This is a genomic window from Stenotrophomonas sp. 71799_Sma (assembly GCF_056482505.1).
Map to the genome: position 1 here is coordinate 528674 of NZ_CM151202.1, position 24158 is coordinate 552831.

Below are 24158 nucleotides of genomic sequence, written 5' to 3' on the forward strand. Positions count from 1 at the left end.
GTGACGGCCACCAAGGCCGGCTTCAGCGGCACAGGATAAACCGTAGAATGCCGGCCTGCCCCAGAGGAAGTTCCGCCATGCCCGACAACAGCGACTATTTCGACTACGAGGAAGACATCCACGACTTCGACGAAGACGGCTTCGAGGCGCGGGTCTGGAACCTGCTGGTGCTGATCAACCCGGGCGACGAAGAGCTGGCCCTGCAGCAGTTCAACCGCTGGCGCGAGCACCTGTCCGAGGACGGGCAGCCGCTGGAAGCGGACAGCGACTGGCTGCCGGCGCTGTTCACGGCCATTGCCTGGCAGTCCGGTTTCGAGGTGGAACGAGATGACCTGGAATCGCTGCAGTCGGCGGTGAACGAGCTGTCGGCGCGCTTCAACCTGCAGCTGGACTGGGGCGGCGACCTGGATGACGAGGACTTCGCTGAAGACCTGGACGGCGTGCAGCTGATGTCCACCGCCTTCGACCGCCTGCGCGAGCACAATTACACGCTGTGGAGCGTGGATGCCGGCAGCGACGGCTTCACCGGCGTGATGGCGCTGACCCGCGACGACGACGCGATGCTGGCGCTGTGCTCGCTGCTGAACGTGGAAATCCGGCTGGGCAGCGACCCGTTCTGAGATTGATGGTAGCGCCGGGCCATGTCCGGCGCTCCCATCTACGGCCGGTACTGCGCCCTGGCGTTGGCGATCACCGCTTTGACCAGCGCGCGGTCGGTGTGCCTTGAGATCGCCTGCGCGCCGAGCGCGATCGCCTGCGTACGCAGCTCGGCGGTGACGTCGTAGTGGGCGCCGCTGGCCTTGTTCTGGAAGGCCCGCGGGGGAATGCCGAGCTGCGCCGCCATCGCGTGCAGCTCGGCCAGGGTGTCGGCCATCAGGTGCGCCCAGCGCTGTCCGCGCCAGGGATGCACCGCGTCATCGACGTAGACCGTCACCGCCGCGGCCGGTTCAGGCCTGCGGCTTGCTGTCGCTGTCAGCGGCCGGAGCGGCCGGAGCGGCCTCGGCAGCGGCTTCTTCGGCCACGTCGCCCTCGGCGGCTTCGCCTTCCTCGCCCTCAGCAGCGTCGACGCCTTCGAACTCGGCGACCAGCTTGTCCAGGTACTCGTCAGCGGTCTGCTCGGATTCGGCGGCCAGGGTGTCCAGCAGCTTCTGCAGCAGTTCGGAGTACTCCAGGTTGACCTTGCGGCCTTCCTTCTCCTGCACGTTGGCCAGGTGCTTGAGCATGGCCAGCATCGGTACCGGGTTCTCGGCATTGCCCATGGTCTGGCCGCCGATGGCCAGCAGCCACTCACGGCCCTGCAGGCCGATGGCCGCGACCACCTGGCCGTCTTCGTTGGTCAGCACGGCATGGTTCTGCACCTGCTGCTGCGCGTTCAGGCGGAGGAACGGGCGCTTGGCCTGCTGCTTCTTGCGCTTGTCGCGCTTGGCCTTGGAGTTCTGGGACATGGGGTGGAGTCACCTGGAAACGGAAAGACCGCCATTGTAGCGGGTGCGCCGGGTCATGCCCCTGGTGGGTGCGGACCTTGGTCCGCACGCTTTTCCCGGATGTGCGGACCAAGGTCCGCACCTACCGTTTACTTTGCCGGCCCCTGCGCGGCCTGCACGTCCGGGTCGGCGGCGGGGGCCGACAGCCCCACCTGCGGGCCGGCACCGGCCAGGGCGGCTGCTTCGGCGGCCTGGGTCATCACCACGATGCTGATGCGGCGGTTGATCGGGTTCTGCGGGTCGGCCTTGTCGAACAGCACCGACGAAGACAGGCCGACCACGCGGGTGATCTTGCTGTCCTCCAGGCCGCCGTCCACCAGTGCGCGCCGTGCGGCGTTGGCACGATCGGCGCTTAGTTCCCAGTTGCCGTAGCCGCGCGCGGCCGAATAGGCGGTGATGTCGGTGTGGCCGGTCAGGCTTATCCGGTTCGGCACGTGGTTCAGGTAATTGGCCAGCTCGTGCAGGATCTGCTGCGTGTACGGCTTCAGCGTGGCGCTGCCGAGGTCGAACATCGGCCGGTTCTGCTTGTCCACGATCTGGATGCGCAGGCCTTCCGGGGTCAGATCCAGCAGCAGCTGGTCCTTGAACGGCTCCAGTGCCTGGCTCTTGCTGATCGCTTCCTGCAGTTCCTTCATCAGCGCTTCCAGCTGCTGCTTGTCGCGCTGCTGCTGGTCCACCGGCTGCGGCACGGCTTCCTTCTGGTTCTGGAAGGGATCGTTGCTGCTGCCCCGCGAGATGTCGGTGGCACCACCGAGCTTGATCATCGAGGTGCTGGCGCCACCCGGGCCGGCCATGCCGGGCGCCGGCGTGGCGTTCTGCCCGCTCAGCGGGCTGGGGTTGCGGAAGTACTCGGAAATGGCCGCACGGTCGTTCTTGTTGGTGGTGGCCATCAGCCACAACACCAGGAAGAACGCCATCATCGCGGTCACGAAGTCGGCATAGGCCACCTTCCACGAACCGCCATGATGGGCGGCGTGGCCGGCCTTCTTGACCCGGCGGACGATGACGGTGGGCTTGGTCTCGGCCATGGCTTACTTGACCGTCTTCAGGTGCTGCTCGAAATCGGAGAAGGCCGGGCGCACGTTCGACGGCAGCGTCTTGCGGGCGAATTCCAGCGCGATCTTCGGGTTGTAGCCACGCAGGCAGGCCAGCAGCGCGGTCTTCACCGATTCGTAGATGCGGCTGTCCTGCTCGGCGCGCGCTTCCATGGCGGCTGCCATCGGGCCGACGAAGCCATAGCCCAGCAGGATGCCCAGGAAGGTACCGACCAGCGCGCCGGCCACATGGCCGCCGACCTCGACGATATCCCCGCCGATCGAACCCATGGTGATGACGATGCCGAGCACCGCCGCGACGATGCCGAAACCGGGCAGTCCGTCGGCGACCTTGGTCAGCACCTGCGACGGCGCCATGGCCTCGGCGTGGTGCTTTTCCAGCTCCAGTTCCAGCAGCGGCTCCAGCTCGTGTGGCTCGATGTTGCTGCCGATCATCAGGCGCAGGCAGTCGGTGATGAAGTCGATCAGGTGGTGGTCGGCCTGCACCTTGGGGTAGTTGCCGAACAGCGCGCTCTCGGCCGGGCGCTCGACGTGGTCTTCCAGCGCCATGAAGCCTTCGCGGCGGGCCTTGTTGAGCAGTTCATAGAGCAGGCTGAGGACGTCGATGTAGTCCTGCTGCTTGTAGCGTGGGCCCTTGAACACGCCGACCATGGCCTGCAGGGTCTGCTTGACCGTCTTGGCCGGGGTACCGACCAGGAAGGCGCCGAGCGCGGCGCCGCCGATGATGACCAGCTCGTAGGGCTGCCAGAGGGCACCCAGGCGGCCGTGGGCACCGAGATAGCCCCCGATCACGCTGATGATGACGACCAGGAATCCAACGATGATGAGCATGGGGCGACGCAAGGAGAGGGGATATCTCCTTGTCGGCCCGTCGCCCGATTTTCTGAAGAGGGAATTCTGTGAAATCGGTCAGCGGGGTGTTTCAGCCCGCCACGCCGCTTTCGGCGCCGCCACGCTGCAACGGGTCGGGCCAGGGCTCGCCATTACCGGTGAACGAAAGTGAGACGGAGTTCAGGCAGTGGCGCTCGTAGGTGGGCGGCGGGCCGTCCGGGAAAACGTGACCCAGGTGGCTGCCGCAGCGCGCGCAGGTGATCTCGGTGCGGACCATGCCGTGGCTGGTATCGCGGATCTCGCGCACGTGCGCCGGGTCGAACGGGGCGAAGAAGCTCGGCCAACCGGTGCCGGAATCGAACTTGGTGCTGGAGCGGAACAGCGGCAGCGCGCACAGCCGGCAGCAGTAAACGCCCTCGCGCTTGTTGTCGAGGAACACGCCGCAGAACGGCGCCTCGGTACCGTGCTGCAGCAGCACGCGGCGCTCTTCACTGCTGAGGCCAGCGATCAGCGCCTCGGTCTGGGTGGCGGTGGGGGGCGTCAGGTCGAAGGCAGTCATGGCGGCGCTCCGTGGGGTTGATGGCCTGGGGATGGCGGAAAACGTGGGGGTGCCGGCGCGCGCTTGCAAGTGTGATGGCCGTTCATGGCCGGCACACAGGTGCAGGCGCAAGGTAAATGTGATCCACGCCGGAGCGTGACATGAAACCGACCCTTTCCCTGCTGTTGATGGCCCTGTTGCCCCTGGTCGCGCAGGCCCAGGTACCGACGTCGTCGAGCCCGACCGCCACCCGCAGTGCCACCACCGTGGCACCGCAGCCGGTGATGCCGCCGCCGCAGGCCGCTCGCCCGCAGCCGCAGGTCCTGCCGTCGCCGCAGCCGGCGCAGCCGATCAGGTCCACCGGCCCCGCCCAGATCGCGCCCCCCCCCGGCGCCGAAGCCGGCCGACAAGGTGTACGACCGCAATGGCCGCATCGTCCCCGGGGTGCGGCCGGCCGGTCCGAACCGCGTATTCGATTCGCGCACCGGCCGCTATTACGACAGCGTGCCGGCCGGTGACGGCCAGCAGATCAAGCGCTGATCTCGGGTGCCAGCCAAGGTTGGCAGCTACCGCACGCTGTCCGGCCTGAACGCACAAAAACAACCTGCTGCAGATCACTGCTTTTTCGCCTGCGATTAACCGTTCCGGGACCAACGTGACCGTGCGCCGGCATTCCGCCGCCGCATGTCCTTCGTCCACTGGATCGCGATCATGAAAAACCAGCAGAACCGTCATCCCGGCAAGGAACCGCAGGGCCGCAACCCGCAGCAACAGCAACAGCAGCAACAGCAACAGATGGACCCGCAGCAGCCGCACAAGGGCGGCAAGCAGCAGGAACAGCGCTCGCAGAAGCATCCGCAGCAGCGCTGACGGACCCGGGGGTCAGAGCCCGCTGCACGGGATCTGGCCCCACTACCGTTCCGGACTCAATCCGGAATTGGCAGGCTCAGCGTTTCCTTCACTTCTTCCATCACGATGTAGCTCTTCGACTCTCGTACATGCGGCAGTGTCAGCAAGGTGCTGCCGAGCAGCTTGCGGTAGGAGGCCATTTCGCTGATCCGTGCCTTCAGCAGGTAATCGAAGTCGCCCGAGACCAGGTGGCACTCCAGCACGTTGGGCAGCTTCAGGGCCGCGCGCCGGAACTCCTCGAAGATGTCGCCGGACTTGTAGGCCAGGCTGATCTCCACGAACACCAGCAGGCTGGCTTTCACCGCCGCCGGGTCGAGGTGGGCGTGGTAGCCGGTGATCACCCCTTCGCGCTCGAGCCGGCGCACGCGCTCGGTGCATGGGGTGGTGGACAGGCCGACCCGCTCGCCCAGTTCGGTGAAGGAGATACGGCCCTCGGCCTGCAGGATGCGCAGGATCTTGCGATCGATCTTGTCCAGTTCGCGGGTACGGGTGGCCATGGCCGTCAACCTTGGGGAATGAATTGCAGGGGAACATCCTGCCGGTTGATTGCAAATCAGGCAAATCAACTGGGAATGGCTGTCTATACTTCCCCAATTATGGTCCCGGCACGCTCCAGTGCAGGGAATGATCGGGTTGGAGAAGTCCCATGCGAGTCCTAGTTCTCGGCAGCGGCGTGATCGGCACCACCAGTGCCTGGTACCTGCGACAGGCCGGGTTTGAAGTCACGGTCATCGACCGCCAACCCGGCCCGGCGCTGGAAACCAGCTTCGCCAATGCCGGCCAGCTGTCGTTCGGCTACACCTCGCCATGGGCCGCCCCGGGCGTGCCGAAGAAGGCCATCGGTTGGCTGTTCGAGAAGCATGCGCCGCTGGCGATCAAGCCGGGTATGGACCTGGCCCAGTACCGCTGGCTGTGGCAGATGCTGCGCAACTGCACCCACGAGCGCTACGCGATCAACAAGGCGCGCATGGTGCGCATGTCCGAGTACAGCCGCGACTGCCTGAACGAGCTGCGCGCGCAGATCGGCATCGAGTTCGAAGGCCGCGATCTGGGCACCACCCAGCTGTTCCGCACCCAGCAGCAGCTGGATGCCTCGGCGCAGGACATCGAGATCCTGGCCCAGTACGGCGTGCCGTACGAGGTACTGGACCGCGCCGGCATCATCCAGGCCGAACCGGCCCTGGCCCATGTCGACGGCCTGGTCGGCGCGCTGCGCCTGCCGCGTGACCAGACCGGCGACTGCCAGCTGTTCACCCGCCGCCTGGCGCAGATGTGCGTGGATGCCGGTGTCGAGTTCCGTTTCGACCAGGACATCACCGGCCTGGAGTTCGATGGCGACCGCATCACCGGCGTACGCATCGATGGCAAGCTGGAAACCGCCGACCGCTTCGTGGTCGCGCTCGGCAGCTATTCGCCGGCGCTGGTCGCATCGCTGGGCATGCGCCTGCCGGTGTATCCGCTGAAGGGCTACTCGCTGACGCTGCCGATCACCGACCCGGCGATGGCGCCGACCTCGACCATCCTCGATGAGAGCTACAAGGTGGCGGTGACCCGCTTCGACGACCGCATCCGCGTCGGTGGCATGGCCGAAGTGGCCGGCTTCGACCTGTCGCTGTCGCAGCGCCGTCGCGAGACCCTGGAGCTGGTGGTCAGCGATCTCTACCCGAAGGGCGGCGACCTGTCGCGCGCGCAGTTCTGGACCGGCCTGCGCCCGGCCACGCCGGACGGTACGCCGGTGATCGGCGCCACGCCATTCCGCAACCTGTACCTCAACACCGGCCACGGCACGCTGGGCTGGACCATGGCCTGCGGCTCGGGCCGCTACCTGGCCGACCTGATGAGCGCGCGCCAGCCGCAGATCAGCACCGAAGGCCTGGATATTTTCCGCTACGGCCAGTACGGTCACGCGCCGCAACAAGAGAACCGCACATGCGTCCTGCCCGCGCGCTGATCGATCTGGGCGCCCTGCGCAGCAACTACCGGCTCGCCCGTGAACTGGGCGGTGGCAAGGCCCTGGCGATCATCAAGGCCGATGCCTATGGCCACGGCGCAGTGCGCTGTGCGCAGGCACTGGAAGGCGAGGCCGATGGTTTCGGCGTGGCCACCATCGAAGAGGCGCTGGAACTGCGCCAGGCCGGCATCCGTGCGCCGATCCTGCTGCTGGAAGGTATCTTCGAGCCCAGCGACATGGCGCTGGTGGCCGAGCATGATTTCTGGTTCGCCGTCGGTTCGCCGTGGCAACTGGAAGCCGTCGCTGCCTTCGACAGTCCGCGTCCGTTGACGGTGTGGCTGAAGCTGGACAGCGGCATGCATCGCCTCGGCCTGGACGTGGACAGCTTCCGCGCCGCGCATGCACGCCTGTCGGCGCTGCCGCAGGTCGAACGGATCGTGCTGATGACCCACCTGGCGCGTGCCGACGAGCTGGATAGCGAACGCACCCACGAGCAGGCGGCGACGTTCGCGCGGGCCATCGACGGCCTCGATGGCGAGACCAGTGTGTGCAACTCGCCGGCGCTGCTGGGCTGGCCGGATGTACGCAGCGACTGGGTGCGCCCGGGCCTGATGCTGTACGGTGCCAACCCGCTGCCGGACAACACCGCGCTGACCGAGCGCCTGCGCCCGGTGATGACGATGCAGTCGAAGGTGATCGCCGAACGCTGGATCGAGGCCGGTGAGCCGGTGGGCTATGGCGCGCGCTTCGTGGCCAAGGCACGCACCCGCGTGGGCGTGGTCGCGCTCGGCTATGCCGACGGTTATCCGCAGTTCGCCCCGAATGGCACCCCGGTGCTGATCGATGGTCAGCCCGGTGCCCTGATCGGGCGCGTGTCGATGGACATGCTGACCGTGGACTTGACCGCGCACGCGCAGGCCGGCATCGGCAGCGTGGTGGAACTGTGGGGCAGTGCACCGACGCTGTCCGAACTGGCGCCGCGCTGCGGCGTGAGTGCGTACCAGCTGCCCTGCGCGGTCAAGCGCGTGGCGAAGGTCTATCAGGACTGACCGAACGCTGGCCGTGCACGGCTCTGGTAGCGGCCGACCTTGGTCGGCGCTGTGAATGCGTGTCGACCAAGGTCGACACCTACCGACGGGCCTAACACGCAGTGGCCGCCGGGCGCGGTTCTGGTAGCGGCCGACCTTGGTCGGCGCTTTGAATGCGTGTCGACCAAGGTCGACACCTACCGGTAGGTCTAACACGCAGTGGCCGCCGCACGCGGCTCTGGTAGCGGCCGACCTTGGTCGGCGCTGTGAATGCGTGTCGACCAAGGTCGACGCCTACCGATGGGTCTAACGCGCAGTGGTCGCCGGGCGCGGCACTGGTAGCGGCCGACCTTGGTCGGCGCTTTGAATGCGTGTCGACCAAGGTCGACACCTACCGGTGAGTCGCGCCGCCCCGGATCATCGCGCGGCGGTGGCTTGGCTGGCCAGCTGCCGCTTCACCCAGTCATCGATCAGGCGCTTCTCGTAGCGCAGCGGATCACTGTCGCTCTTCAGCCCCAGGTTGTGCAGGTAGCCGGTATCGCTGAGGCGCGCATCGCCCTCGCTGACGATACGGCCGCTGGCGTCCTTCAACGTGTACTGCAGGCTGATCCGCGGCGGGTAGATGTCACGCATGATCCGGATGTCGCGGCCACGCGGGCCATGCCACGGCTCGTAGTCACCGGCGCGCTTGATGTCGACCAGGGTCACATCGAGGGTCTGCCCAGGCTGCAGCGGCTTGGCGGCGGTGGTCTGCAGGTAGCGTGCCAGCTGCTGTACCCAGTCGCCACGCTCGGCCTCGAAGCGGTTGGTGCTCTGGCGGATCTCGGTGAATTTGGCCGGGTCCTCCCATTTCACGCTGACCGGGCCATCGGCCTGCAACGCACGTGGCGCGTCCGCATCGGTCACGGTGCGCGGTGCAGCGGCGGCGCCGCCCGCCACCAGGGCGCCTGCCAGCAGGGCAATCGCGAGTGAGCGTTTCATGACGGTCTCCTGCGTCCCCGCGATGGGGACGATGTTGATCACAGATCGAGTGTGATCCTGCGGCCGGGGCGCCGCAATGGCAGATTGCGTCATGCGCAAGAGTGGTTGCCGCCAATTCATCGTCGTCAACCATGACTGACGGCGCTTGACGCTGTGAATACGCCCTTTGGAAGATGCTGTGCCTCCAACCTGGCCTGCACTGACGCCCTTGTCCACACTGCCGCCCCTCGTGGAGCGCCCACCGATGATGGTGCCGGCGCCCGAACCCGACCTGCATCATGGCGTGCTTGAGCGCATCAACGCCGGTTTCTGCGTGATCCAGGTGCTGTTCGAGGGCGATCGTGCGGTCGACTATCGTTTCATCGAGGTCAACGACGCCTTCGAGCGCCACACCGGCCTGAAGGATGCGCGTGGCCAGCGCATGACGGCGCTGGAACCGGGCCACGAGGAAGACTGGTTCCGCATCTACGGCGAAGTTGCCCGCAGTGGCCGGCCGGCACAGTTCGAGATGGAAGCGCGTGCGCTGGGCCGCTCGTTCGCGGTGGATGCGGTGCGCGTGGGCCGCCCGGGTGAGGACAAGGTCGGCATCCTGTTCTTCGACATCACCGCGCGCAAGCAGATGGAAGTGGAGCTGGGCGAAAGCGAAGCCCGCTTCAGTGCGCTGGCCGACGGTCTGCCGATGCCGGTGTGGGTGCTCGACGAGCGCGGCCATGCCCGTTTCGTCAACAGCGCTTTCAGTGAGTTCTTCGGCGGCGACGAGACGCGCGTGCCGGAAGACGTCTGGCGTGGCCTGGTGCACCCGGACGATGCGTCGGTGTTCGAGTACGAACTGCAGGAAGCGCTGAAGGCACAGCGGTCGATGCATGCGCTGGTGCGGGCCCGACGCGCCGATGGCGACTGGCGTTGGTTGGAGATGAACGCGCGTCCGCGCTTCTCGCGGATGGGCCGCTTCATCGGCCTGGCCGGCAGCAGCCCGGACGTGACCGAACGCCGCGAGATCGAACTGGCCCGCGAGGAGCTGCTGCAGTCCGAGCGTGCCGCGCGCAGCGCCGCGGAGAACATGGCGCGGCTGAAGGACGAGTTCCTGGCCACGCTGTCGCATGAACTGCGTACGCCACTGACCACCATCCTCGGTTGGAGCGAACTGCTGCTGCAGCGCGTGGACAACACCAGCCCGCTGTACAAGGGCCTGAACGTGATCGCCAACAGCGCCGGTGCGCAGAAGCGGCTGATCTCGGACATGCTCGACCTCAGCAGCATGCTGCTGGGCAAGGTGCAGCTGGAGGTGGAGATACTGGATCTGCGCGACCTGCTGGGCGAAGCCATCGGCGCGCAGGAGCTGGTCGCCGAAGGCAAGGCGCTGGACGTGAGCCTGCAGCTGCCGGAGCAGCCCAGCCTGGTGCTGGGCGATGCCACCCGCCTGCAGCAGGTGTTGTGGAACCTGCTGTCGAATGCGATCAAGTTCACCCCGGCCGAAGGCCGCATCGATCTGCAGCTGCAGGCCGACGGCAACCACTGGGTGATCACCGTGCGCGACACCGGCGACGGCATCGCGCCCGAATTCCTCAATCATCTGTTCAGCCGCTTCCGCCAGGCCGATGGCACCACCACCCGACGCCATGGCGGCCTCGGCCTGGGCCTGGCCATCGTGCAGCAGCTGGTTGAACTGCATGGCGGTACCGTCACCGCTGCCAGCGAGGGCCATGGCCACGGCGCCACCTTCACCGTGCGCCTGCCGCAGCACATTCCCGATGCCGAACGGCGGCCGCTGCGCGAAGTGATCAGCGGACCGATCCTGGAGCCGGTGATCGTCGAGCCGTATCCGCTGCGTGGCATGCACGTGCTGGCGGTGGAAGACCAGCCGGAAGTGCTGGAGTACCTGCGGCGCATGCTGGAAGAGCAGGGCGCAAGCGTGTCGGCAGCCAGCTCGGCCGGTGAAGCGCTGGCGCTGCTGGCCGATACCGGGCACCTGCAGTACCACGTGATGCTGACCGACATCGGCATGCCGGGCATGGATGGCTATGGCCTGGTGCGCACGCTGCGCGAGGACATGGGCGTGGATGCGATGACCCTGCCGGCGGTTGCCGTGACCGCGCTGGCACGTGCCGATGACCGGCGCCGGGCGCTGGCGTCGGGCTTCCAGGAACACGTGGCCAAGCCGTACTCGGTGGCGCAGCTGGTGGCTGCGGTACGCAAAGTGCAGGTGCCACGCGCGGACAGCGCGCTGCACTGAGCATTCACGGCCGATCGGCGACCCTGTACGCAGGAGGTCGCCGATGTCCCGTACAGCTCCCCGCATCCACACCGATCCGGCGCAGATTGCGCGCCTGGAAGCCCTGCTGCCGCAGCTGGAAGGCGAAACGCAGGTGGAACTGACCCTGCACGATGGTCGCCGCCTGCTCGGCACCGTCGCCGTGAAACCGACAGTGCAGCAGTACCGCAACGAGGCCGGCGACGAAGGCAGCAACGGCCAGCTGCGGCTGGATGACTACGATACGCCGGTGCAGCAGCACCACGTGTGGCTGGACGAGATCGCCAGCATCCGCAGGTTGCCGCCCAGGGTCTGACGGCAACCTGCCAACCCCATCCACGCATGGCGTGGATCTACTGGAAAGGGCCACGCATGGATGTGCGTGACCTCGTCATCGGCCAGGCCTCATGCCGTCCACGCACAGCGTGGATTTTCCAGAGGTTGCAGTAGAGCCACGCCATGCGTGGCTGTTGGGATCAATGCTCGAACAACGTAGGCGTCGCCTCGAACCGGCGCGCGTAGGCGCGTTCTTCCGCCACCCTCGCCACCTCGTCGTCGGCCAGGTCCGGTGCGCCGTACACCGCATAGGCCACGCTTCCGTCGGCACCATGGCCGACCTGGTGCAGCCGGTAGCGCGAGTGGCCACCGCCGGTGTCCTCGGGGTAATGCACGGGCGGATGGCTGCCTTCCAGGTCCATTTCACTGTTGTCGACCACGCCACCGACGAACAAGGCTCGCATGCAGGTTCTCCTGGGTTTCCGGGGGGAGCCTCTACCCTGAACGTTTCAATGTTGCTGGCAGATCAAGGCCCCGTTCGGGTTTCGCAAAGCGGCCGCCGGGGCCGGCCCGGCCAAGCCGGTACAATGGACGGCCCTCACGCTTGAAGTACCCGCGCCGATGGCCTCCAGCGACGACGCCCCCCTGCAGACCCTGTTCCTGCCGTTCTCCCAAGGCGCCCTGCGCTGGCCGGAGGGCCCGGTGGCCTTCCTGCGTGCCCGCGACGGCTGGCCGCTGCGCGAAGTGGCCGGCAACCGCGAAGTGCATTGCGAGCAGAGCTTTGCCCCGTTCGCGCAGCCGCTGCAGCAGGCCGCCGGCTGGACCGTCAGCGGCCAGCTGGATGATGTGGCCGGCAAGGGCCGCTACCCGCTGGTGCTGGTGCTGCCGCCGCGCCAGCGCGAGGAGGCCCGTGCCCTGTTCGCGCGCGCGCTGGCGCTGGTCGCCGACGGCGGCCGCATCGTCGCCTGCCAGTCCAACAACGAAGGCGCACGTTCGGGCGAGGGCGACCTCAAGCAACTGACCGGCCTCGGCGGCAGCCTGACCAAGAACCACTGTCGCGTGTACTGGACCGCCCCGATGCAGGGCCAGCACGACGCAGACCTGGCCAAGCGCTGGTCGGCACTGGATGCGGTGCGGCCGATCGTCGGCGGCCGTTTCCTCAGCCGCCCGGGCGTGTTCGCCTGGGATCGCATCGACCCGGCGTCGGCGCTGTTGGCCGAGCACCTGCCGGCCGACCTGGCCGGGCGTGCCGCCGACCTCGGCGCGGGCTATGGCTATCTGTCGCGCGAGCTGCTGGAGCGCTGCCCGAAGATCACCGCGCTGGATCTGTACGAAGCCGAGCAGCGTGCGCTGGCCCTTGCCGAACTGAACCTGGCGCCGCCGCCGCGCGCGCTGCCGCTGCGCTTCCTGTGGCAGGACGTCACCGGCGGCATCGAGCCGGGCTACGAGGTCATCATCAGCAACCCGCCGTTCCACACGCCCTCGCGCGCCGATCGCCCGGATATCGGCCAGCGCTTCATCGCCGTGGCCGCGCAGGCGCTGCGCCCGGGCGGACGCCTGTACGTGGTGGCCAACCGCCACCTGCCGTACGAGTACACGCTCAACGAGAGCTTTGGCGCGGTGCGCGTGATCGCCGAGCGTGATGGCTTCAAGCTGGTGGAAGCGGTGAAGGGGAAGGGCAAGTGAAGCTGGTCAAGCTTATCGCCAACCTGGGCTATGGCAGCCGCAAGCAGGTGCAGTGGATGTTCCGCGAAGGCCGCGTCACCGACGCCGACGGCGAGGTGCTGTATGCCGACGACCAGGTGCCGCACGAGGCGATCCGGGTCGACGGCGAGCCGCTGGACCCGCCGGTGGGGCTGTCGATCGCGCTGCACAAGCCGGCCGGCTACACCTGTTCGACCAAGGACACCGGCCGCCTGATCTACGACCTGCTGCCGCCGCGCTTCCGCGACCGCGATCCGGTGCTGTCCACCGTGGGCCGCCTCGACCGCGAGACCAGCGGCCTGCTGCTGCTGACCGACGATGGCGGCCTGCTGCACCGGATCATCTCGCCGAAGTCGAAGCTGCCCAAGGTCTACGAAGTGGAACTGAGCGACGACCTGCGCGGCGACGAAGTGGCGTTGTTCGCCAGCGGTACGCTGATGCTGGAGTCCGAGAAGACCCCCTGCTGCCGGCTGAACTGGAAGTGCTGGATGCGCGTCGCGCACGCCTGGTGCTGCATGAAGGCCGCTACCATCAGGTACGCCGCATGTTCGCCGCCACCGGCAACCACGTGCAGGCCCTGCACCGCAGCCGTGTCGGCGGGCTGGACCTGCAGGGACTGGACGAGGGGCAATGGCGGCAGCTCACCTCCACCGATCTGGATACGCTGTTCGCTCCATGACCACCATCGCTGCGCTGCCGTTCCTGCCCGACGCCGTCATCTTTGACATGGACGGCCTGATGATCGACAGCGAGCGGGTCTCGCTGGCCTGCTGGAGCGAGGCGGCCGACGAATTCGGGCTGGGCCTGGACGAGACCGTGTTCCTGCGCATGGTCGGCCTCGGTGACCGTGACACGCACGCGCTGCTGCGTGCGCAGGGTATCGAGGACAGCGTGATCGAAGCGGTGGCCGCACGCTGCCATGAGCTGTACGAAGCACGCACACAGACCGGCCTGCCGCTGCGTCCGGGCATTCTGGAGCTACTGGAGCTGCTGAAAGCGCACGCGGTACCGCGCGCGGTGGCAACCACCACGCGGCAGCCGCGGGCCAACCGCAAGCTGGCCGCTGCCGGCCTGCTGCCGTATTTCGATGCCGTGATCACCAGTGGTGATGTGGCGCGGCCGAAGCCGGCGCCGGATATCTACCTGCTGGCCGCGCAGCGGCTGGGCCAGGTGCCCGAGCGCTGCCTGGCGCTGGAAGACTCACCGGCCGGCACGCGTGCAGCGCTGGCGGCAGGCATGACCGTGATCCAGGTGCCGGACCTGGTGCATCCGGATGAAGAGCTGCGCGCGCTGGGCCACCGCATCGTCGGCTCGCTGCTGGACGCGCACGCGCTGCTGCTGCCGCTGCTGCCGAGGTAACGGTGGGCGCCCGACCGTGGGTCGGCACACCCAATGCCCCGGTAGGTGCCAACCTTGGTTGGCACACCCAATGCCCCGGTAGGTGCCAACCTTGGTTGGCACGCCCAAACGCCCCGGTAGGTGCCAACCTTGGTTGGCACGCTTTTCAATGCAGTCGAGCAAGCTCGACTCTACGGGTGCCGACCGTTGGTCGGCACGCCTTCCCATCACACCCGGCCGAACACCAGCGCAGCGTTGGTGCCACCGAAGCCAAAGCTGTTGGACATCACCGTATCCAGCGTCTGCTCGCGGCTCTCGCGCAGGATCGGGAAGCTTTCCACCTTCGGGTCCAGTTCGCCGATGTTGGCCGAACCGGCAACGAAGCCATCGCGCATCATCAGCAGGCAGTAGATCGCCTCATGCACGCTGGCCGCACCCAGCGAGTGGCCGGACAACGCCTTGGTCGAGGACAGCGGTGGCACCGCATCGCCGAACACTTCGCGGATCGCGTTGAGCTCGGTGACGTCGCCCAGCGGCGTGGAAGTGCCGTGGGTGTTGAGGTAGTCAAGCGGACGATCGACGCCCTGCAGCGCCATCTTCATGCAGCGCACCGCGCCTTCACCGGACGGCGCGACCATGTCGGCGCCATCGGAGGTCACGCCATAGCCGATCAGCTCGGCATGGATGTGCGCACCGCGCGCAACGGCGTGGTCGTAGTCCTCCAGCACCAGCATGCCGCCGCCACCGGCGATGACGAAGCCGTCGCGGTCCTTGTCGTACGGACGCGAGGCGCTGGCCGGGGTCTCGTTGAAGCTGGTCGACAGCGCACCCATCGCATCGAACATCACGCTCATCGACCAGTGCAGGTCTTCACCGCCACCGGCGAACATGATGTCCTGCGCGCCATGGCGGATCATGTCCGCGGCGGCGCCGATGCAGTGCGCCGAGGTCGCGCAGGCGGCCGACAGCGAGTAGCTGACACCCTTGATCTGGTAGGCGGTGGCCAGGCAGGCCGAGACCGTCGAGCACATCGTGCGCGGCACCATGTACGGGCCGACCTTGCGTACACCACGTTCGCGCAGCAGGTCGACTGCGCCGATCTGCCATTCGCTGGAGCCGCCGCCGGAACCGGCGATCAGGCCGGTGCGCAGGTTGCTGACCTGCTCGGGGCTGAGCCCGGCATCGGCGATCGCATCGCGCATGGACAGGTAGGCGAAGGCCGCCGCATCGCTCATGAAGCGCTTCTGCTTGCGGTCGATCAGCGCCTCCAGGTCGAGGTCGACGCGACCGCCTACCTGGCTGCGCAGGCCCGCTTCTGCGTGGTCGGCCAGGGCGGTGATGCCCGAGCGCCCTTCGCGCAGCGCAGCCGAAACGGTATCCAGATCATTGCCGAGGCAGGACGTGATGCCCATGCCGGTGATGACGACGCGACGCATCAGAAGCTCCCGGTTTCAGTGAACAGGCCGACGCGCAGGTCGCGCGCGCTGTAGATTTCGCGGTCATCCACGTACATGCGGGCGTCCGACTGGGCCATCACCAGCTTGCGGTTGATGACACGGCTGATGTCGATCTCGTAGCGCACCAGTTTGGCCTCCGGCAGTACCTGGCCGGTGAACTTCACCTCGCCGCAGCCCAGTGCGCGGCCCTTGCCGGGGGCGCCCAGCCAGGTCAGGAAGAAGCCGGTCAGCTGCCACATGGCATCCAGGCCGAGGCAGCCGGGCATCACCGGGTCGCCGATGAAGTGGCAGCCGAAGAACCACAGGTCCGGGCGGATATCCAGTTCGGCGCGTACCATGCCCTTGCCATGCGGTCCGCCGTCCTCGCGGATGTCGGTGATGCGGTCGAACATCAGCATCGGATCGTTGGGCAAACGGCCGGCGGCGGTGCCGAACAGTTCACCGCGTGCGCTGGCCAGCAGCTGTTCGCGGTTGAACGCGTGGAGACGGGTCATGAAGCACAATCCTGGAAGCGGGGAAACAGGGAAACAAGCGCTCGAGGATGCCCGTGGAAACTGCGCCGATCAAACATTTCAACCGTACGCAACCGTAGTGTTTTCAATGGAATACGCGCATCCTGTTGATGTGCAACGACCATACTTCGGCGTGTGGCCCGTTCGGCACGCCCCCGCCCTTTCCGCCTGACATGACCCGACTGCGCAAGATCATCCACGTCGACATGGACGCGTTCTACGCGTCGGTGGAGCAGCGCGACGATCCGTCACTGCGCGGCAAGCCGGTGGTTGTGGCATGGCGCGGCGCGCGCTCGGTGGTGTGCGCGGCCTCGTACGAGGCGCGCGTGTTCGGCGTGCGTTCGGCGATGCCTGCCGTGCGTGCCGAGCGCCTATGCCCGGACGCGATCTTCGTGCCGCCGGACTTCGCACGTTACAAGGCGGTGTCACAGCAGGTACGCGCGATCTTCCTGCGCCATACCGACCTGGTCGAGCCGCTGTCGCTGGACGAGGCCTACCTGGACGTGACCGAGCCGAAGAGTGGCATCGAACTGGCCACCGACATCGCGCGCACCATCCGTGCGCAGATCCGCGAGGAGACGAACCTGACCGCTTCAGCCGGGATCGCGCCGAACAAGTTCCTGGCCAAGATCGCTTCGGACTGGCGCAAGCCCGATGGCCAGTTCGTGATTCCGCCGCAGCGGGTGGACGCGTTCCTGCTGCCGCTGCCGGTGAACCGCGTGCCCGGCGTCGGCAAGGTGATGGAAGGCAAGCTGGCCGCGCGCGGCATCGTCACCTGCGGCGACCTGCGGCAGTGGGCACTGATCGACCTGGAAGAGGCGTTCGGCAGTTTCGGCCGCAGCCTGTACAACCGCGCACGCGGCATCGACGAGCGGCCGGTGGAGCCGGACCAGCAGGTGCAGTCGATTTCCTCCGAAGACACCTTCGCCGAGGATCTGCCGCTGGAAGACCTGGGGGAGGCAATCGTGCAGTTGGCAGAGAAGACCTGGAATGCCACGCGCAAGACCGAACGCGTCGGCCACACCGTGGTGCTGAAACTGAAGACCGCGCAGTTCCGCATCCTCACCCGCAGCTTCACCCCGGAGCGCCCGCCGGAATCGATGGAAGAACTGCGCGACATCGCCCTGGCCCTGCGCGCCCGCGTCGACCTGCCGGCGGAGACCCGCTACCGGCTGGTGGGTGTCGGACTCGGTGGCTTCCGCGAAAAGGAGCCGGTGGTGCAGGGGGAACTGTTCGAGCACGGGCCGAACGAGTCCCCACGTAGCTGATCTTCGTGTCGACCAAGGTCGACACCTACCAAGAGCAGGTCATGCCATCCAGACAGGTTGCGGAGACATGCCATCCAGGCAGATCGCAGAGAACTGTCGAAGGCGGGGTGGGTCCGGTTGCGCGGGCGTGAGCGCCATGGATGGCGCGACCGAGCTTACATGGACGTACTTGCAGCGTCCCCCGCAACCGGACCCACCTCGCCATCCCACGGATAGCCAGCTGTTGCTGTTGCTTCGGCTGTTGCCGTTGCATTGAGCAGGTGCAGGGCGCAGCCCTGCAAAAGAAAACTCCCTACCTCATGGCCACTGCATCTCGCCCTTGGCCACCTTCGCACTCAACTCCAGCGACGCCACGCCCGCCAGCTTCGGGTAGCGCGCCTGCATCGCCTTCACCAGTGCCGCACTGTCCTTCGCCTTTGCCGCCTCAACATCGAACGCACGGATGTAGTCCGCGGTGAAGCGCAGCGCACTGGCATCCAGCGCCGCGCCCGGCGCGTAGTGCCCCGGCACCACCACCTTCGGCTTCAGTGCCTGCAGCCGCTGCAGGGTCTGCAGCCAGTCGGCATGTGACTTCGGCGTCTGCGTATCGGCCATCCACACGTGCTCACCGGCTACCACCGGAATACCACCGACGATCGCGCGCAGCGACGGCACCCATAGCACCGTGCGGTCCGGGGTCGGGCCATCGAGGCCGATCAGCGGCAGGCGCTGGCCTTCCAGTTGCAGGGCATCGCCGTCCAGCACCTGCGGCACCACGATGCGCGCCGGCACGTCGGCACCCATCTTCGGCCCCCAGTAGGCCAGCTTGCCGGCCTGGGTCTGCTGGATGTGGGCGACGGTCTGCGCGGTGGCGACGATGCGCGCCTGCGGGAACGCGTCCTGCAGCGTGGCCAGGCCGAAGTAGTAGTCCGGATCACCGTGGCTGATGTAGATGGTGGTCAGCTGCTTGCCGCTGGCGCGGATCAGCTCGACCAGCTTGCGCGCGTCGCTGGCAGCAAACTGCGCATTGACCAGGATCGCGTCGTGGCGGCCTTCGATCAGCACCGAGGACACCGAGAACATCGCCTGCGGGCCGGGATGGAAGGTCTGCAGGTGCAGCTGGGATTTCGTGGCCGTGGCCGGCGCTGCGGCGGCCGGCGCGGCGAGCAGTGGCGCACTGGTGAAGCTGGCGGCCAGGGCGAGGGGGAGCAGCAGGGCAGCGGTACGCATGGGGCATTCCTTGTGGCGGACGGCGAGCCGGGCGTGGGCCTGGCTCACAGGTGGGTAGCGCCGGGCCATGCCCGGCGGCCTGGCATCAGTACGCCGCAGTGATGATCTGCTTCGGGTACTGGTGCGCTTCCAGCTCGGCGACGAACGCCGCGCCGTAGTCGGCGTAGCTGATGCGGCTGTGGCCGCTGGCATCAGCGAGGAAGGCCTTGGCCTGCACGCGGTACTGGCCGCGCTGTTCACCCGGGCCGATTTCGGCGGCCGGCGAGAAGAAGGTCCAGTCCAGGTCATCCACCGCCTGCAGGCGGTTGAACGCCTCACGGTGTGCCAGTGCGTACGGCTTGTAGGCGTCCGGGAAGGTGGGGGTATCGACCAGCTGCACGCCGGGTGCGACTTCGAGGCTGCCGGCGCCACCGACCACCACCAGGCGCGGTACACCGGCCTTGCGTGCGGCGGCGGCCAGCTGCGCGGCGACCTCGCCGACGCGGCCGATGTCATCGCCCGGGCGCGGGCCGTAGGCGCTGGCCAGCACGTCGTGGCCGGTGATGGCGGCAACCAGCGCGTCCTGGTCATCCAGCGAGGCGATCACGGGATGGGCACCGGCCAGCTCGGCCGGGAGGTCCTGCGCGCTGCGCACGATGACAGTGAGTTCGTGGCCGCGGGCCAGCGCGTGGCGGGCGATCTGGCGGCCGATGTTGCCGGTGGAACCAACGAGGGCGATTTTCATGGCATGACTCCGTGGGGCGGTGTGGGGTGGGAATGGGGCCACTCTAGGCTGCTGCAGTTGCTCGAAAAACAGCGTATAACGCGCTTGTTTGTTGCATGGATCGAGCATATGGACCGATTGTCCGCCATGACCGTGTTCGTCGAGGTGGCCGAGCGCGGCAGCCTCACCGCCGCCGCCGAGGTGCTGGACATGTCGCGGGCGATGGTCAGCCGCTACCTGGCCGAGGTCGAGAGCTGGCTGGGCGCACGCCTGCTGCACCGGACCACGCGCCGGGTCAGCCTGACCGGCCCCGGCGAGGCAGCGCTGGCGCGCTTCCGGCAGATGCTGGCGATCGGCGAAGAACTGCAGGGCGAGCTGGCCAGTGATGATCCCGAGCCGCACGGTACGCTGCGGGTGACCGCCAGCGTCTCATTCGGGCAGAGCCACCTGGCGCGGGCGGTGGCCGGCTTCGTCGCGCGCCATCCGGCGGCGCGCATCGAGCTGCTGCTGGTCGACCGCACGGTGAACCTGGTGGAGGAGCGGGTGGACCTGGCCGTGCGCATCGCGCGCCAGATCGATCCCAGCCTGATCGCACGGCGGCTGGCCACCTGCCGCTCGGTGCTGTGCGCGACGCCATCCTACCTGCAGGCACGTGGCACACCGACCGCCCCCGAGCACCTGGCCGCGCACAACTGCCTGACCCACCACTACGTCGGCAAGAGCCTGTGGCAGCTGCACCGCGATGGGCGTTCGCTGTCGGTGGCGGTGGGTGGCAACATCAGTGCCAACGAGGCCTCGCTGCTGCTGGAGGCGGTGCGCGCCGGTGCCGGCATCGCCATGCTGCCGACCTACCAGGTGGCGCCGCTGCTGCGCAGTGGCGAACTGATCGAACTGCTGCCCGAATTCAGCCTGGACGAACTCGGCATTCATGCCGTGTACGCGTCACGGCGCCAGCAGCCCGCTATCATGCGGCGATTCCTGGACTTCCTGGCCGAGTGCTTCGCCAGCCCGGCCTTCCAGGATCTGGATTGGCGCCCACCGGGCAAGGAGAACACATGAACCATGGACAGGCCTTGATCGACCACAACCGTGCTGCCTGGGACCGCCAGGCCAGCGAAGTGCGCGAATGGTCGCGCCCGGTGGAAAGTTCAACGATTGCCGCCGCGCGCGAAGGCCGCTGGCAGGTGCACCTGACGCCCCGCGCGTTGCCACTGGACTGGATGGGTGATGTGCGCGGCCGTCGCATCCTGTGCCTGGCCTCGGGCGGTGGCCAGCAGGCACCGGTGCTGGCCGCTGCGGGCGCTGACGTCACCGTGTTCGATCTCTCCGACGGGCAGCTGGAACAGGACCGCAGGGTCGCCGCGCGCGATGGCCTGCAGCTGCGCACCGTGCAGGGCGACATGCGCGATCTGCACGTGTTTGCCAACGACAGTTTCGATGTGGTGTTCCACCCGATCTCGAACCTGTACGTGCCTGATGTGCGCCCGGTGTGGACCGAGTGCCGCCGCGTGCTGGCACGCGATGGCATGCTGATGGCCAGCTTCTACAACCCGGTGCTGTTCGTTGGCGCGCGCGATCCGCAGCTGGATGCACAAGGCCTGATCCGGCCACAGTACGCCATTCCCTATTCGGACCTGGAAGACCTGGCGCCGGCCGAGCGCGAGGCGAAGCTGGCACGGGGTGACGCGCTGACCTTCGGCCACAGCCTGACCGAACTGATCGGTGGTCAGCTCGATGCCGGCTTCATCATCGATCGCTTCATGGAAGACTGGCAGCCGCAGCCGCGCTTCCTGATCGATCGCTATCTGCCCACCTTCCTGGCGACCCGCGCGCGCCGGATCGGCTGAGGCGGATCGGCGCAAAAACCAGCGGCGTACAATGGACGGCCCCACGTCATGCAGGTGCCGTCCCTTGTCGTATCCCTATCCGCTGGTCGTGTTCGACCTTGATGGCACGCTGGTCGACAGCGCCGCCGATATCGCCGAAGCACTGAACCGCACGCTGGAGGACATCGGTGTGGCACGCGTGCCGGAAGCCACGGTGCTGGGCTGGATCGGAGATGGTGTGCGCCGCCTGGTCGAGCAGGCCGTGCATGCCGCCGGTCGCGAAGTCGACCTGGCCGAAGTGATGCCGGTGTTCATGGTGCACTACCGTGAGTGCCTGCTGCGCAGCCCGCGCCTGTTCGATGGCGTGGCCGAAGCGCTGACGCAGCTGCGTGCGCGCAACGTGCCGCTGGCGATCTGCACCAACAAGCCCGAAGCGCTGGTGCCACCGCTGCTGCAGCACCTGGGCATCGGTGATGCGTTCGCGCTGGTGTTGGGTGGCGACTCCCTGCCGCAGCGCAAGCCCAGTGGTGAACCGCTGCGGCACGTCGCCGCGCACTTCGGGCTGCCGGTGGACGCATGCCTGATGGTGGGTGATTCGTTGACCGACTACCGCGCCGCCGAAGATGCGGGCATGCCGATCGCACTGGTGCGTTACGGCTATCCGCGTGGCCTGGACCTGGCCACCGCGCATGTGGTGGCGGTGATCGACGACCTGCGTGAGTTGCCGGGGTTGCAGGGCTGATGCAACGGACATCCCTGGTCGCCGGCCGGTAACCCGGGCTGACGAAATGGGTAGTGCCGGCCGCTGGCCGGCAATCCCGGATCGGCGCATTGGGTAGTGCCGGCCGCTGGCCGGCAACCCGGGATGCGTTGCCGAAGGTCATGGTAGTGCCGGCCAGCGGCCGGCACTGCCATGACCGTCGCGGTCACTTCGGCTGGTAACGCACGCTCAGCTGGTACTCGCGGCCCGGCTGGTTGAACCACGCCACGGTTTCATACGTGCGGTCGAATACGTTGGCGGCGCGCGCCAGCAGCGACCACGACGGCGTCAGCGCGTACTCGGCGCGCAGGTCCAGCGTGCCGTAGCCGCCAACCTTCACCGAGTTGCTGGCGTTGTCATAGCGCTTGCCCGCACCCTGCACGGTCAGGCCGGCGCGGACGTCACCGAAGCGGCGGTCGACGTCCAGGCGCGCGGTCTGCTGCGCACGGCGCGGCAGCCAGTTGTCGAACTGGGTGCTGCCATGGGTGCGGTTGCGCGGGTCGGTGTAGCTCAGCTGCGCGTTGATGTCGAAACCGGCCAACAGCACGCCACCGGTCAGCTCGGCACCGCGGATGCGCGCCTTCTCCACCTGCTGCATTTTCATCGTGGACGCATCGTAGGTGATCAGGTCATCGATGCGGGTCTCATAGACGTCCAGGCCCCAGTGCCAGCCCTGGCCCTGCTGCGAAACACCGAGGTTGGCGCTCTTGGACTTCTCCGGGTTCAACGTCGGCACGCCGCTCCACGGGTCGTACAGGTCGCTGAAGGTCGGCGCCTTGAACGCCGTGCCGTAGCTGGCATTGACGCGCAGGCCGTGCTCCAGTTCCATCGCCCAGCCCACGCTGCCGGTGGCATGGTTGCCGAACTGCTGGTTGTCGTCATTGCGCGCGCTGGCCAGCAGCTGATGGCGGCCGAAGCGACCCTGGTACTGCACGAACACACCGGTGTTGCGGCGGCTGTCGACGAGATATCCGGCGCTGCTGCCGTCCAGGTTGTCTTCGCTCCAATCCACGCCTGCACTCAGCAGCTGGCCCTCGGCCACGCCGAAGTCGCCCTGCAGCGAGGCGCTGTCACGATGGGTCTGGGCGCTGCCGAACACCCCCGGTGCGCCGAAGTTGTCCGACTCGTTGTCACTGCGGCCGACGTTGGCTGTGAAAGCCAGGCGTTCAGACGGGGTGTAGCGCACTTTGCCAGCGAGCACCTGCTGGCGGGTTTCCGAATAGTTGTAGTAACCGTCGTAGTGGTTCTTGCCGTCGGCGCGCAGTGCGCTGCCTTCCACGGTCCACTGGTCGTTGAAGCTGTAGCCGCCGCGCAGGCTCTTGGACAGGTTGCGGTAGCCGTCGCGGTCGTGCTCGTCGGCAAAGCAGCCCGCGGTGAACACCGAGGCGGAGCCGCGGCAGGCATCGATGCCGTCGGAATGCTGGTAGGCGATGTCGGCGCCGAACCAGCCGCGTTCGGTGCCACCGCCGATGCCGCCGCTGGCTTCGCGCAGGCCGTTGCTGCCACCGCCGAGCTGGAAGTGCGGAGCGAAATCGCCCTGGTTGCGGCGGGTGAAGATCTGGATCACGCCACCAATGGCGTCGGCACCGTACAGGCTGGACTGCGGGCCGCGCACGATTTCCACGCGTTCGATCTGCGCCAGTGGCAGGTCCTGGTACATGGCCAGGCCGAGGTCGGCACTGTTGATGCGCACGCCATCCACCAGCACCACGGTGTGGCCCGAGTTGGTGCCGCGCAGGAACAGCGAGCTCTGCTTGCCGAGGCCGCCGGAGTTGGTCAGGTTGATGCCGGCGCGGCCGCGCAGCAGTTCCTGCAGCGAGGTGGCCGGGCTGGATTCGATCTGCGCGCGGTCGATCACCTGGGCCGGCGCGATGCTGTCCTGCAGGGCGATCGGGGTGCGGGTGGCGGTAACCAGGATCTGGTCGAGCGCGGTGGTGTCATCGGCCGCCTGGGCCAGCGCGGGCAGGGCGGCCAGCACGGCCAGGGACAGCATTCGGGACTGCAGCTTCATGGGGGACTCCAGGTGCCACGCACGCCCGCGTGGCGAAGGGGAGGAGCCGCGAAGGCAGGCATGCGC

Annotated in this window: 26 protein-coding genes and 2 pseudogenes; 15 read left to right on the plus strand and 13 right to left on the minus strand. The window is 67.5% G+C overall.

From position 1 onward, the window contains the following. Nucleotides 1-77 precede the first annotated feature (77 nt). Entirely contained in the window at nucleotides 78-620 is a 543-nt protein-coding gene (locus ACZK4Z_RS02395) for a DUF6630 family protein (RefSeq protein WP_478451166.1), read from the plus strand. A 38-nt stretch (nucleotides 621-658) separates the two neighbouring features. On the opposite strand, the gene ACZK4Z_RS02400 is transcribed toward ACZK4Z_RS02395, so the two are convergent. The 5 genes from ACZK4Z_RS02400 to msrB form a co-directional block, all read right to left on the minus strand. After that, nucleotides 659-934 carry a DUF4031 domain-containing protein gene (locus ACZK4Z_RS02400; RefSeq protein ID WP_049398338.1) on the minus strand — a complete coding sequence of 92 codons (276 nt, stop codon included), beginning with the start codon at nucleotides 932-934 and terminating at the stop codon, nucleotides 659-661. A gap of 13 nt (nucleotides 935-947) precedes the next feature. Next, nucleotides 948-1445, minus strand: a complete 498-nt coding sequence (locus tag ACZK4Z_RS02405) for a hypothetical protein (protein WP_032128748.1) — start codon at nucleotides 1443-1445, stop codon at nucleotides 948-950. Nucleotides 1446-1573: 128 nt separating this feature from the next. Then, nucleotides 1574-2512: a flagellar motor protein MotB gene (gene motB, locus ACZK4Z_RS02410; protein ID WP_049398339.1), complete on the minus strand. Its 939-nt coding sequence runs from the start codon at nucleotides 2510-2512 to the stop codon at nucleotides 1574-1576. Between the two features lie 3 nt (nucleotides 2513-2515). Further along, nucleotides 2516-3370 carry a flagellar motor stator protein MotA gene (gene motA, locus ACZK4Z_RS02415; RefSeq protein ID WP_005407915.1) on the minus strand — a complete coding sequence of 285 codons (855 nt, stop codon included), beginning with the start codon at nucleotides 3368-3370 and terminating at the stop codon, nucleotides 2516-2518. Between the two features lie 91 nt (nucleotides 3371-3461). After that, a complete protein-coding gene (gene msrB, locus ACZK4Z_RS02420; RefSeq protein ID WP_005415117.1) occupies nucleotides 3462-3929 on the minus strand; it encodes a peptide-methionine (R)-S-oxide reductase MsrB in 468 nt (155 codons plus the stop codon). 140 nt (nucleotides 3930-4069) lie between these two features. Between msrB and ACZK4Z_RS02425 the strand changes: the two are divergent. Both ACZK4Z_RS02425 and ACZK4Z_RS02430 read left to right on the plus strand, forming a co-directional pair. Next, nucleotides 4070-4448: pseudogene (locus ACZK4Z_RS02425) on the plus strand (classical arabinogalactan protein 4). A 144-nt stretch (nucleotides 4449-4592) separates the two neighbouring features. Beyond that, complete coding sequence (locus ACZK4Z_RS02430) at nucleotides 4593-4778, plus strand: hypothetical protein (RefSeq protein WP_049424811.1); 186 nt, start codon at nucleotides 4593-4595, stop codon at nucleotides 4776-4778. A 56-nt stretch (nucleotides 4779-4834) separates the two neighbouring features. Here ACZK4Z_RS02430 and ACZK4Z_RS02435 read toward each other — a convergent pair whose 3' ends face one another. Continuing rightward, nucleotides 4835-5314: a winged helix-turn-helix transcriptional regulator gene (locus ACZK4Z_RS02435; RefSeq protein WP_005407919.1), complete on the minus strand. Its 480-nt coding sequence runs from the start codon at nucleotides 5312-5314 to the stop codon at nucleotides 4835-4837. A 149-nt stretch (nucleotides 5315-5463) separates the two neighbouring features. On the opposite strand from ACZK4Z_RS02435, the gene ACZK4Z_RS02440 reads away from it, so the two are divergent. After that, nucleotides 5464-6768: a D-amino acid dehydrogenase gene (locus tag ACZK4Z_RS02440; protein WP_032128742.1), complete on the plus strand. Its 1305-nt coding sequence runs from the start codon at nucleotides 5464-5466 to the stop codon at nucleotides 6766-6768. Then, nucleotides 6747-7817: an alanine racemase gene (alr, locus tag ACZK4Z_RS02445; protein WP_293796121.1), complete on the plus strand. Its 1071-nt coding sequence runs from the start codon at nucleotides 6747-6749 to the stop codon at nucleotides 7815-7817. Before ACZK4Z_RS02440 ends, alr begins: the two co-directional genes overlap by 22 nt. A 396-nt stretch (nucleotides 7818-8213) precedes the next feature. On the opposite strand, the gene ACZK4Z_RS02450 is transcribed toward alr, so the two are convergent. Then, nucleotides 8214-8777 carry a DUF3016 domain-containing protein gene (locus tag ACZK4Z_RS02450; RefSeq protein ID WP_032128740.1) on the minus strand — a complete coding sequence of 188 codons (564 nt, stop codon included), beginning with the start codon at nucleotides 8775-8777 and terminating at the stop codon, nucleotides 8214-8216. Nucleotides 8778-9021: 244 nt separating this feature from the next. On the opposite strand from ACZK4Z_RS02450, the gene ACZK4Z_RS02455 reads away from it, so the two are divergent. Both ACZK4Z_RS02455 and ACZK4Z_RS02460 read left to right on the plus strand, forming a co-directional pair. Beyond that, nucleotides 9022-11010 (plus strand): hybrid sensor histidine kinase/response regulator, encoded by a 1989-nt coding sequence (locus tag ACZK4Z_RS02455; RefSeq protein ID WP_049424820.1) that lies wholly within the window; start codon nucleotides 9022-9024, stop codon nucleotides 11008-11010. A 43-nt stretch (nucleotides 11011-11053) separates the two neighbouring features. Further along, nucleotides 11054-11344, plus strand: a complete 291-nt coding sequence (locus tag ACZK4Z_RS02460; protein ID WP_049463459.1) for a DUF3247 family protein — start codon at nucleotides 11054-11056, stop codon at nucleotides 11342-11344. Nucleotides 11345-11504: 160 nt separating this feature from the next. Here the strand turns inward: ACZK4Z_RS02460 and ACZK4Z_RS02465 are convergent, their stop codons facing one another. After that, nucleotides 11505-11768, minus strand: a complete 264-nt coding sequence (locus ACZK4Z_RS02465; protein WP_005407925.1) for a hypothetical protein — start codon at nucleotides 11766-11768, stop codon at nucleotides 11505-11507. A gap of 157 nt (nucleotides 11769-11925) precedes the next feature. Here ACZK4Z_RS02465 and ACZK4Z_RS02470 point away from each other — a divergent pair, with 157 nt between their 5' ends. The 3 genes and pseudogenes from ACZK4Z_RS02470 to ACZK4Z_RS02480 all read left to right on the plus strand — a co-directional run bounded on the left by ACZK4Z_RS02470 (nucleotide 11926) and on the right by ACZK4Z_RS02480 (nucleotide 14367). Beyond that, entirely contained in the window at nucleotides 11926-12990 is a 1065-nt protein-coding gene (locus ACZK4Z_RS02470; RefSeq protein ID WP_293796110.1) for a class I SAM-dependent methyltransferase, read from the plus strand. Beyond that, nucleotides 12987-13687 (plus strand): annotated as a pseudogene (locus ACZK4Z_RS02475) (pseudouridine synthase). Before ACZK4Z_RS02470 ends, ACZK4Z_RS02475 begins: the two are co-directional and overlap by 4 nt. Beyond that, the gene (locus tag ACZK4Z_RS02480) at nucleotides 13684-14367 is read left to right on the plus strand and encodes an HAD family hydrolase (RefSeq protein ID WP_197616128.1); all 684 of its coding nucleotides are present in this window, start codon (nucleotides 13684-13686) and stop codon (nucleotides 14365-14367) included. The pseudogene ACZK4Z_RS02475 and the gene ACZK4Z_RS02480 overlap by 4 nt, the downstream one beginning before the upstream one ends. 206 nt (nucleotides 14368-14573) lie before the next feature. Here the strand turns inward: ACZK4Z_RS02480 and fabB are convergent, their stop codons facing one another. Both fabB and fabA read right to left on the minus strand, forming a co-directional pair. Continuing rightward, nucleotides 14574-15782: a beta-ketoacyl-ACP synthase I gene (fabB, locus tag ACZK4Z_RS02485; protein WP_293796104.1), complete on the minus strand. Its 1209-nt coding sequence runs from the start codon at nucleotides 15780-15782 to the stop codon at nucleotides 14574-14576. Further along, the gene (gene fabA, locus ACZK4Z_RS02490; protein ID WP_005407930.1) at nucleotides 15782-16297 is read right to left on the minus strand and encodes a 3-hydroxyacyl-[acyl-carrier-protein] dehydratase FabA; all 516 of its coding nucleotides are present in this window, start codon (nucleotides 16295-16297) and stop codon (nucleotides 15782-15784) included. The genes fabB and fabA overlap by 1 nt, the downstream gene beginning before the upstream one ends. Between fabA and ACZK4Z_RS02495 the strand changes: the two genes are divergently transcribed. Beyond that, on the plus strand, nucleotides 16296-16487 hold the full coding sequence (locus ACZK4Z_RS02495) for a hypothetical protein (protein WP_152906650.1): 192 nt from the start codon (nucleotides 16296-16298) through the stop codon (nucleotides 16485-16487). The two genes, fabA and ACZK4Z_RS02495, sit on opposite strands and share 2 nt — an antisense overlap. A gap of 1 nt (nucleotide 16488) precedes the next feature. Further along, complete coding sequence (gene dinB, locus ACZK4Z_RS02500) at nucleotides 16489-17583, plus strand: DNA polymerase IV (RefSeq protein ID WP_049463455.1); 1095 nt, start codon at nucleotides 16489-16491, stop codon at nucleotides 17581-17583. A 297-nt stretch (nucleotides 17584-17880) separates the two neighbouring features. On the opposite strand, the gene ACZK4Z_RS02505 is transcribed toward dinB, so the two are convergent. Together ACZK4Z_RS02505 and ACZK4Z_RS02510 are read right to left on the minus strand one after the other, a co-directional pair. Next, on the minus strand, nucleotides 17881-18792 hold the full coding sequence (locus ACZK4Z_RS02505) for an MBL fold metallo-hydrolase (RefSeq protein WP_125892454.1): 912 nt from the start codon (nucleotides 18790-18792) through the stop codon (nucleotides 17881-17883). A gap of 85 nt (nucleotides 18793-18877) precedes the next feature. Next, entirely contained in the window at nucleotides 18878-19516 is a 639-nt protein-coding gene (locus ACZK4Z_RS02510; protein WP_125892457.1) for an NAD(P)-dependent oxidoreductase, read from the minus strand. Nucleotides 19517-19624: 108 nt separating this feature from the next. Here ACZK4Z_RS02510 and ACZK4Z_RS02515 point away from each other — a divergent pair, with 108 nt between their 5' ends. The 3 genes from ACZK4Z_RS02515 to gph all read left to right on the plus strand — a co-directional run bounded on the left by ACZK4Z_RS02515 (nucleotide 19625) and on the right by gph (nucleotide 22063). Beyond that, nucleotides 19625-20554, plus strand: a complete 930-nt coding sequence (locus tag ACZK4Z_RS02515; protein WP_125892459.1) for a LysR family transcriptional regulator — start codon at nucleotides 19625-19627, stop codon at nucleotides 20552-20554. Continuing rightward, nucleotides 20551-21342, plus strand: a complete 792-nt coding sequence (locus ACZK4Z_RS02520) for a class I SAM-dependent methyltransferase (protein ID WP_032128731.1) — start codon at nucleotides 20551-20553, stop codon at nucleotides 21340-21342. The genes ACZK4Z_RS02515 and ACZK4Z_RS02520 overlap by 4 nt, the downstream gene beginning before the upstream one ends. 64 nt (nucleotides 21343-21406) lie before the next feature. Further along, nucleotides 21407-22063 (plus strand): phosphoglycolate phosphatase, encoded by a 657-nt coding sequence (gene gph, locus ACZK4Z_RS02525; protein WP_125892461.1) that lies wholly within the window; start codon nucleotides 21407-21409, stop codon nucleotides 22061-22063. 184 nt (nucleotides 22064-22247) lie between these two features. Here gph and btuB read toward each other — a convergent pair whose 3' ends face one another. Then, entirely contained in the window at nucleotides 22248-24092 is a 1845-nt protein-coding gene (gene btuB / locus ACZK4Z_RS02530) for a TonB-dependent vitamin B12 receptor (protein ID WP_125892463.1), read from the minus strand. Between the last annotated feature and the right edge of the window lie 66 nt (nucleotides 24093-24158).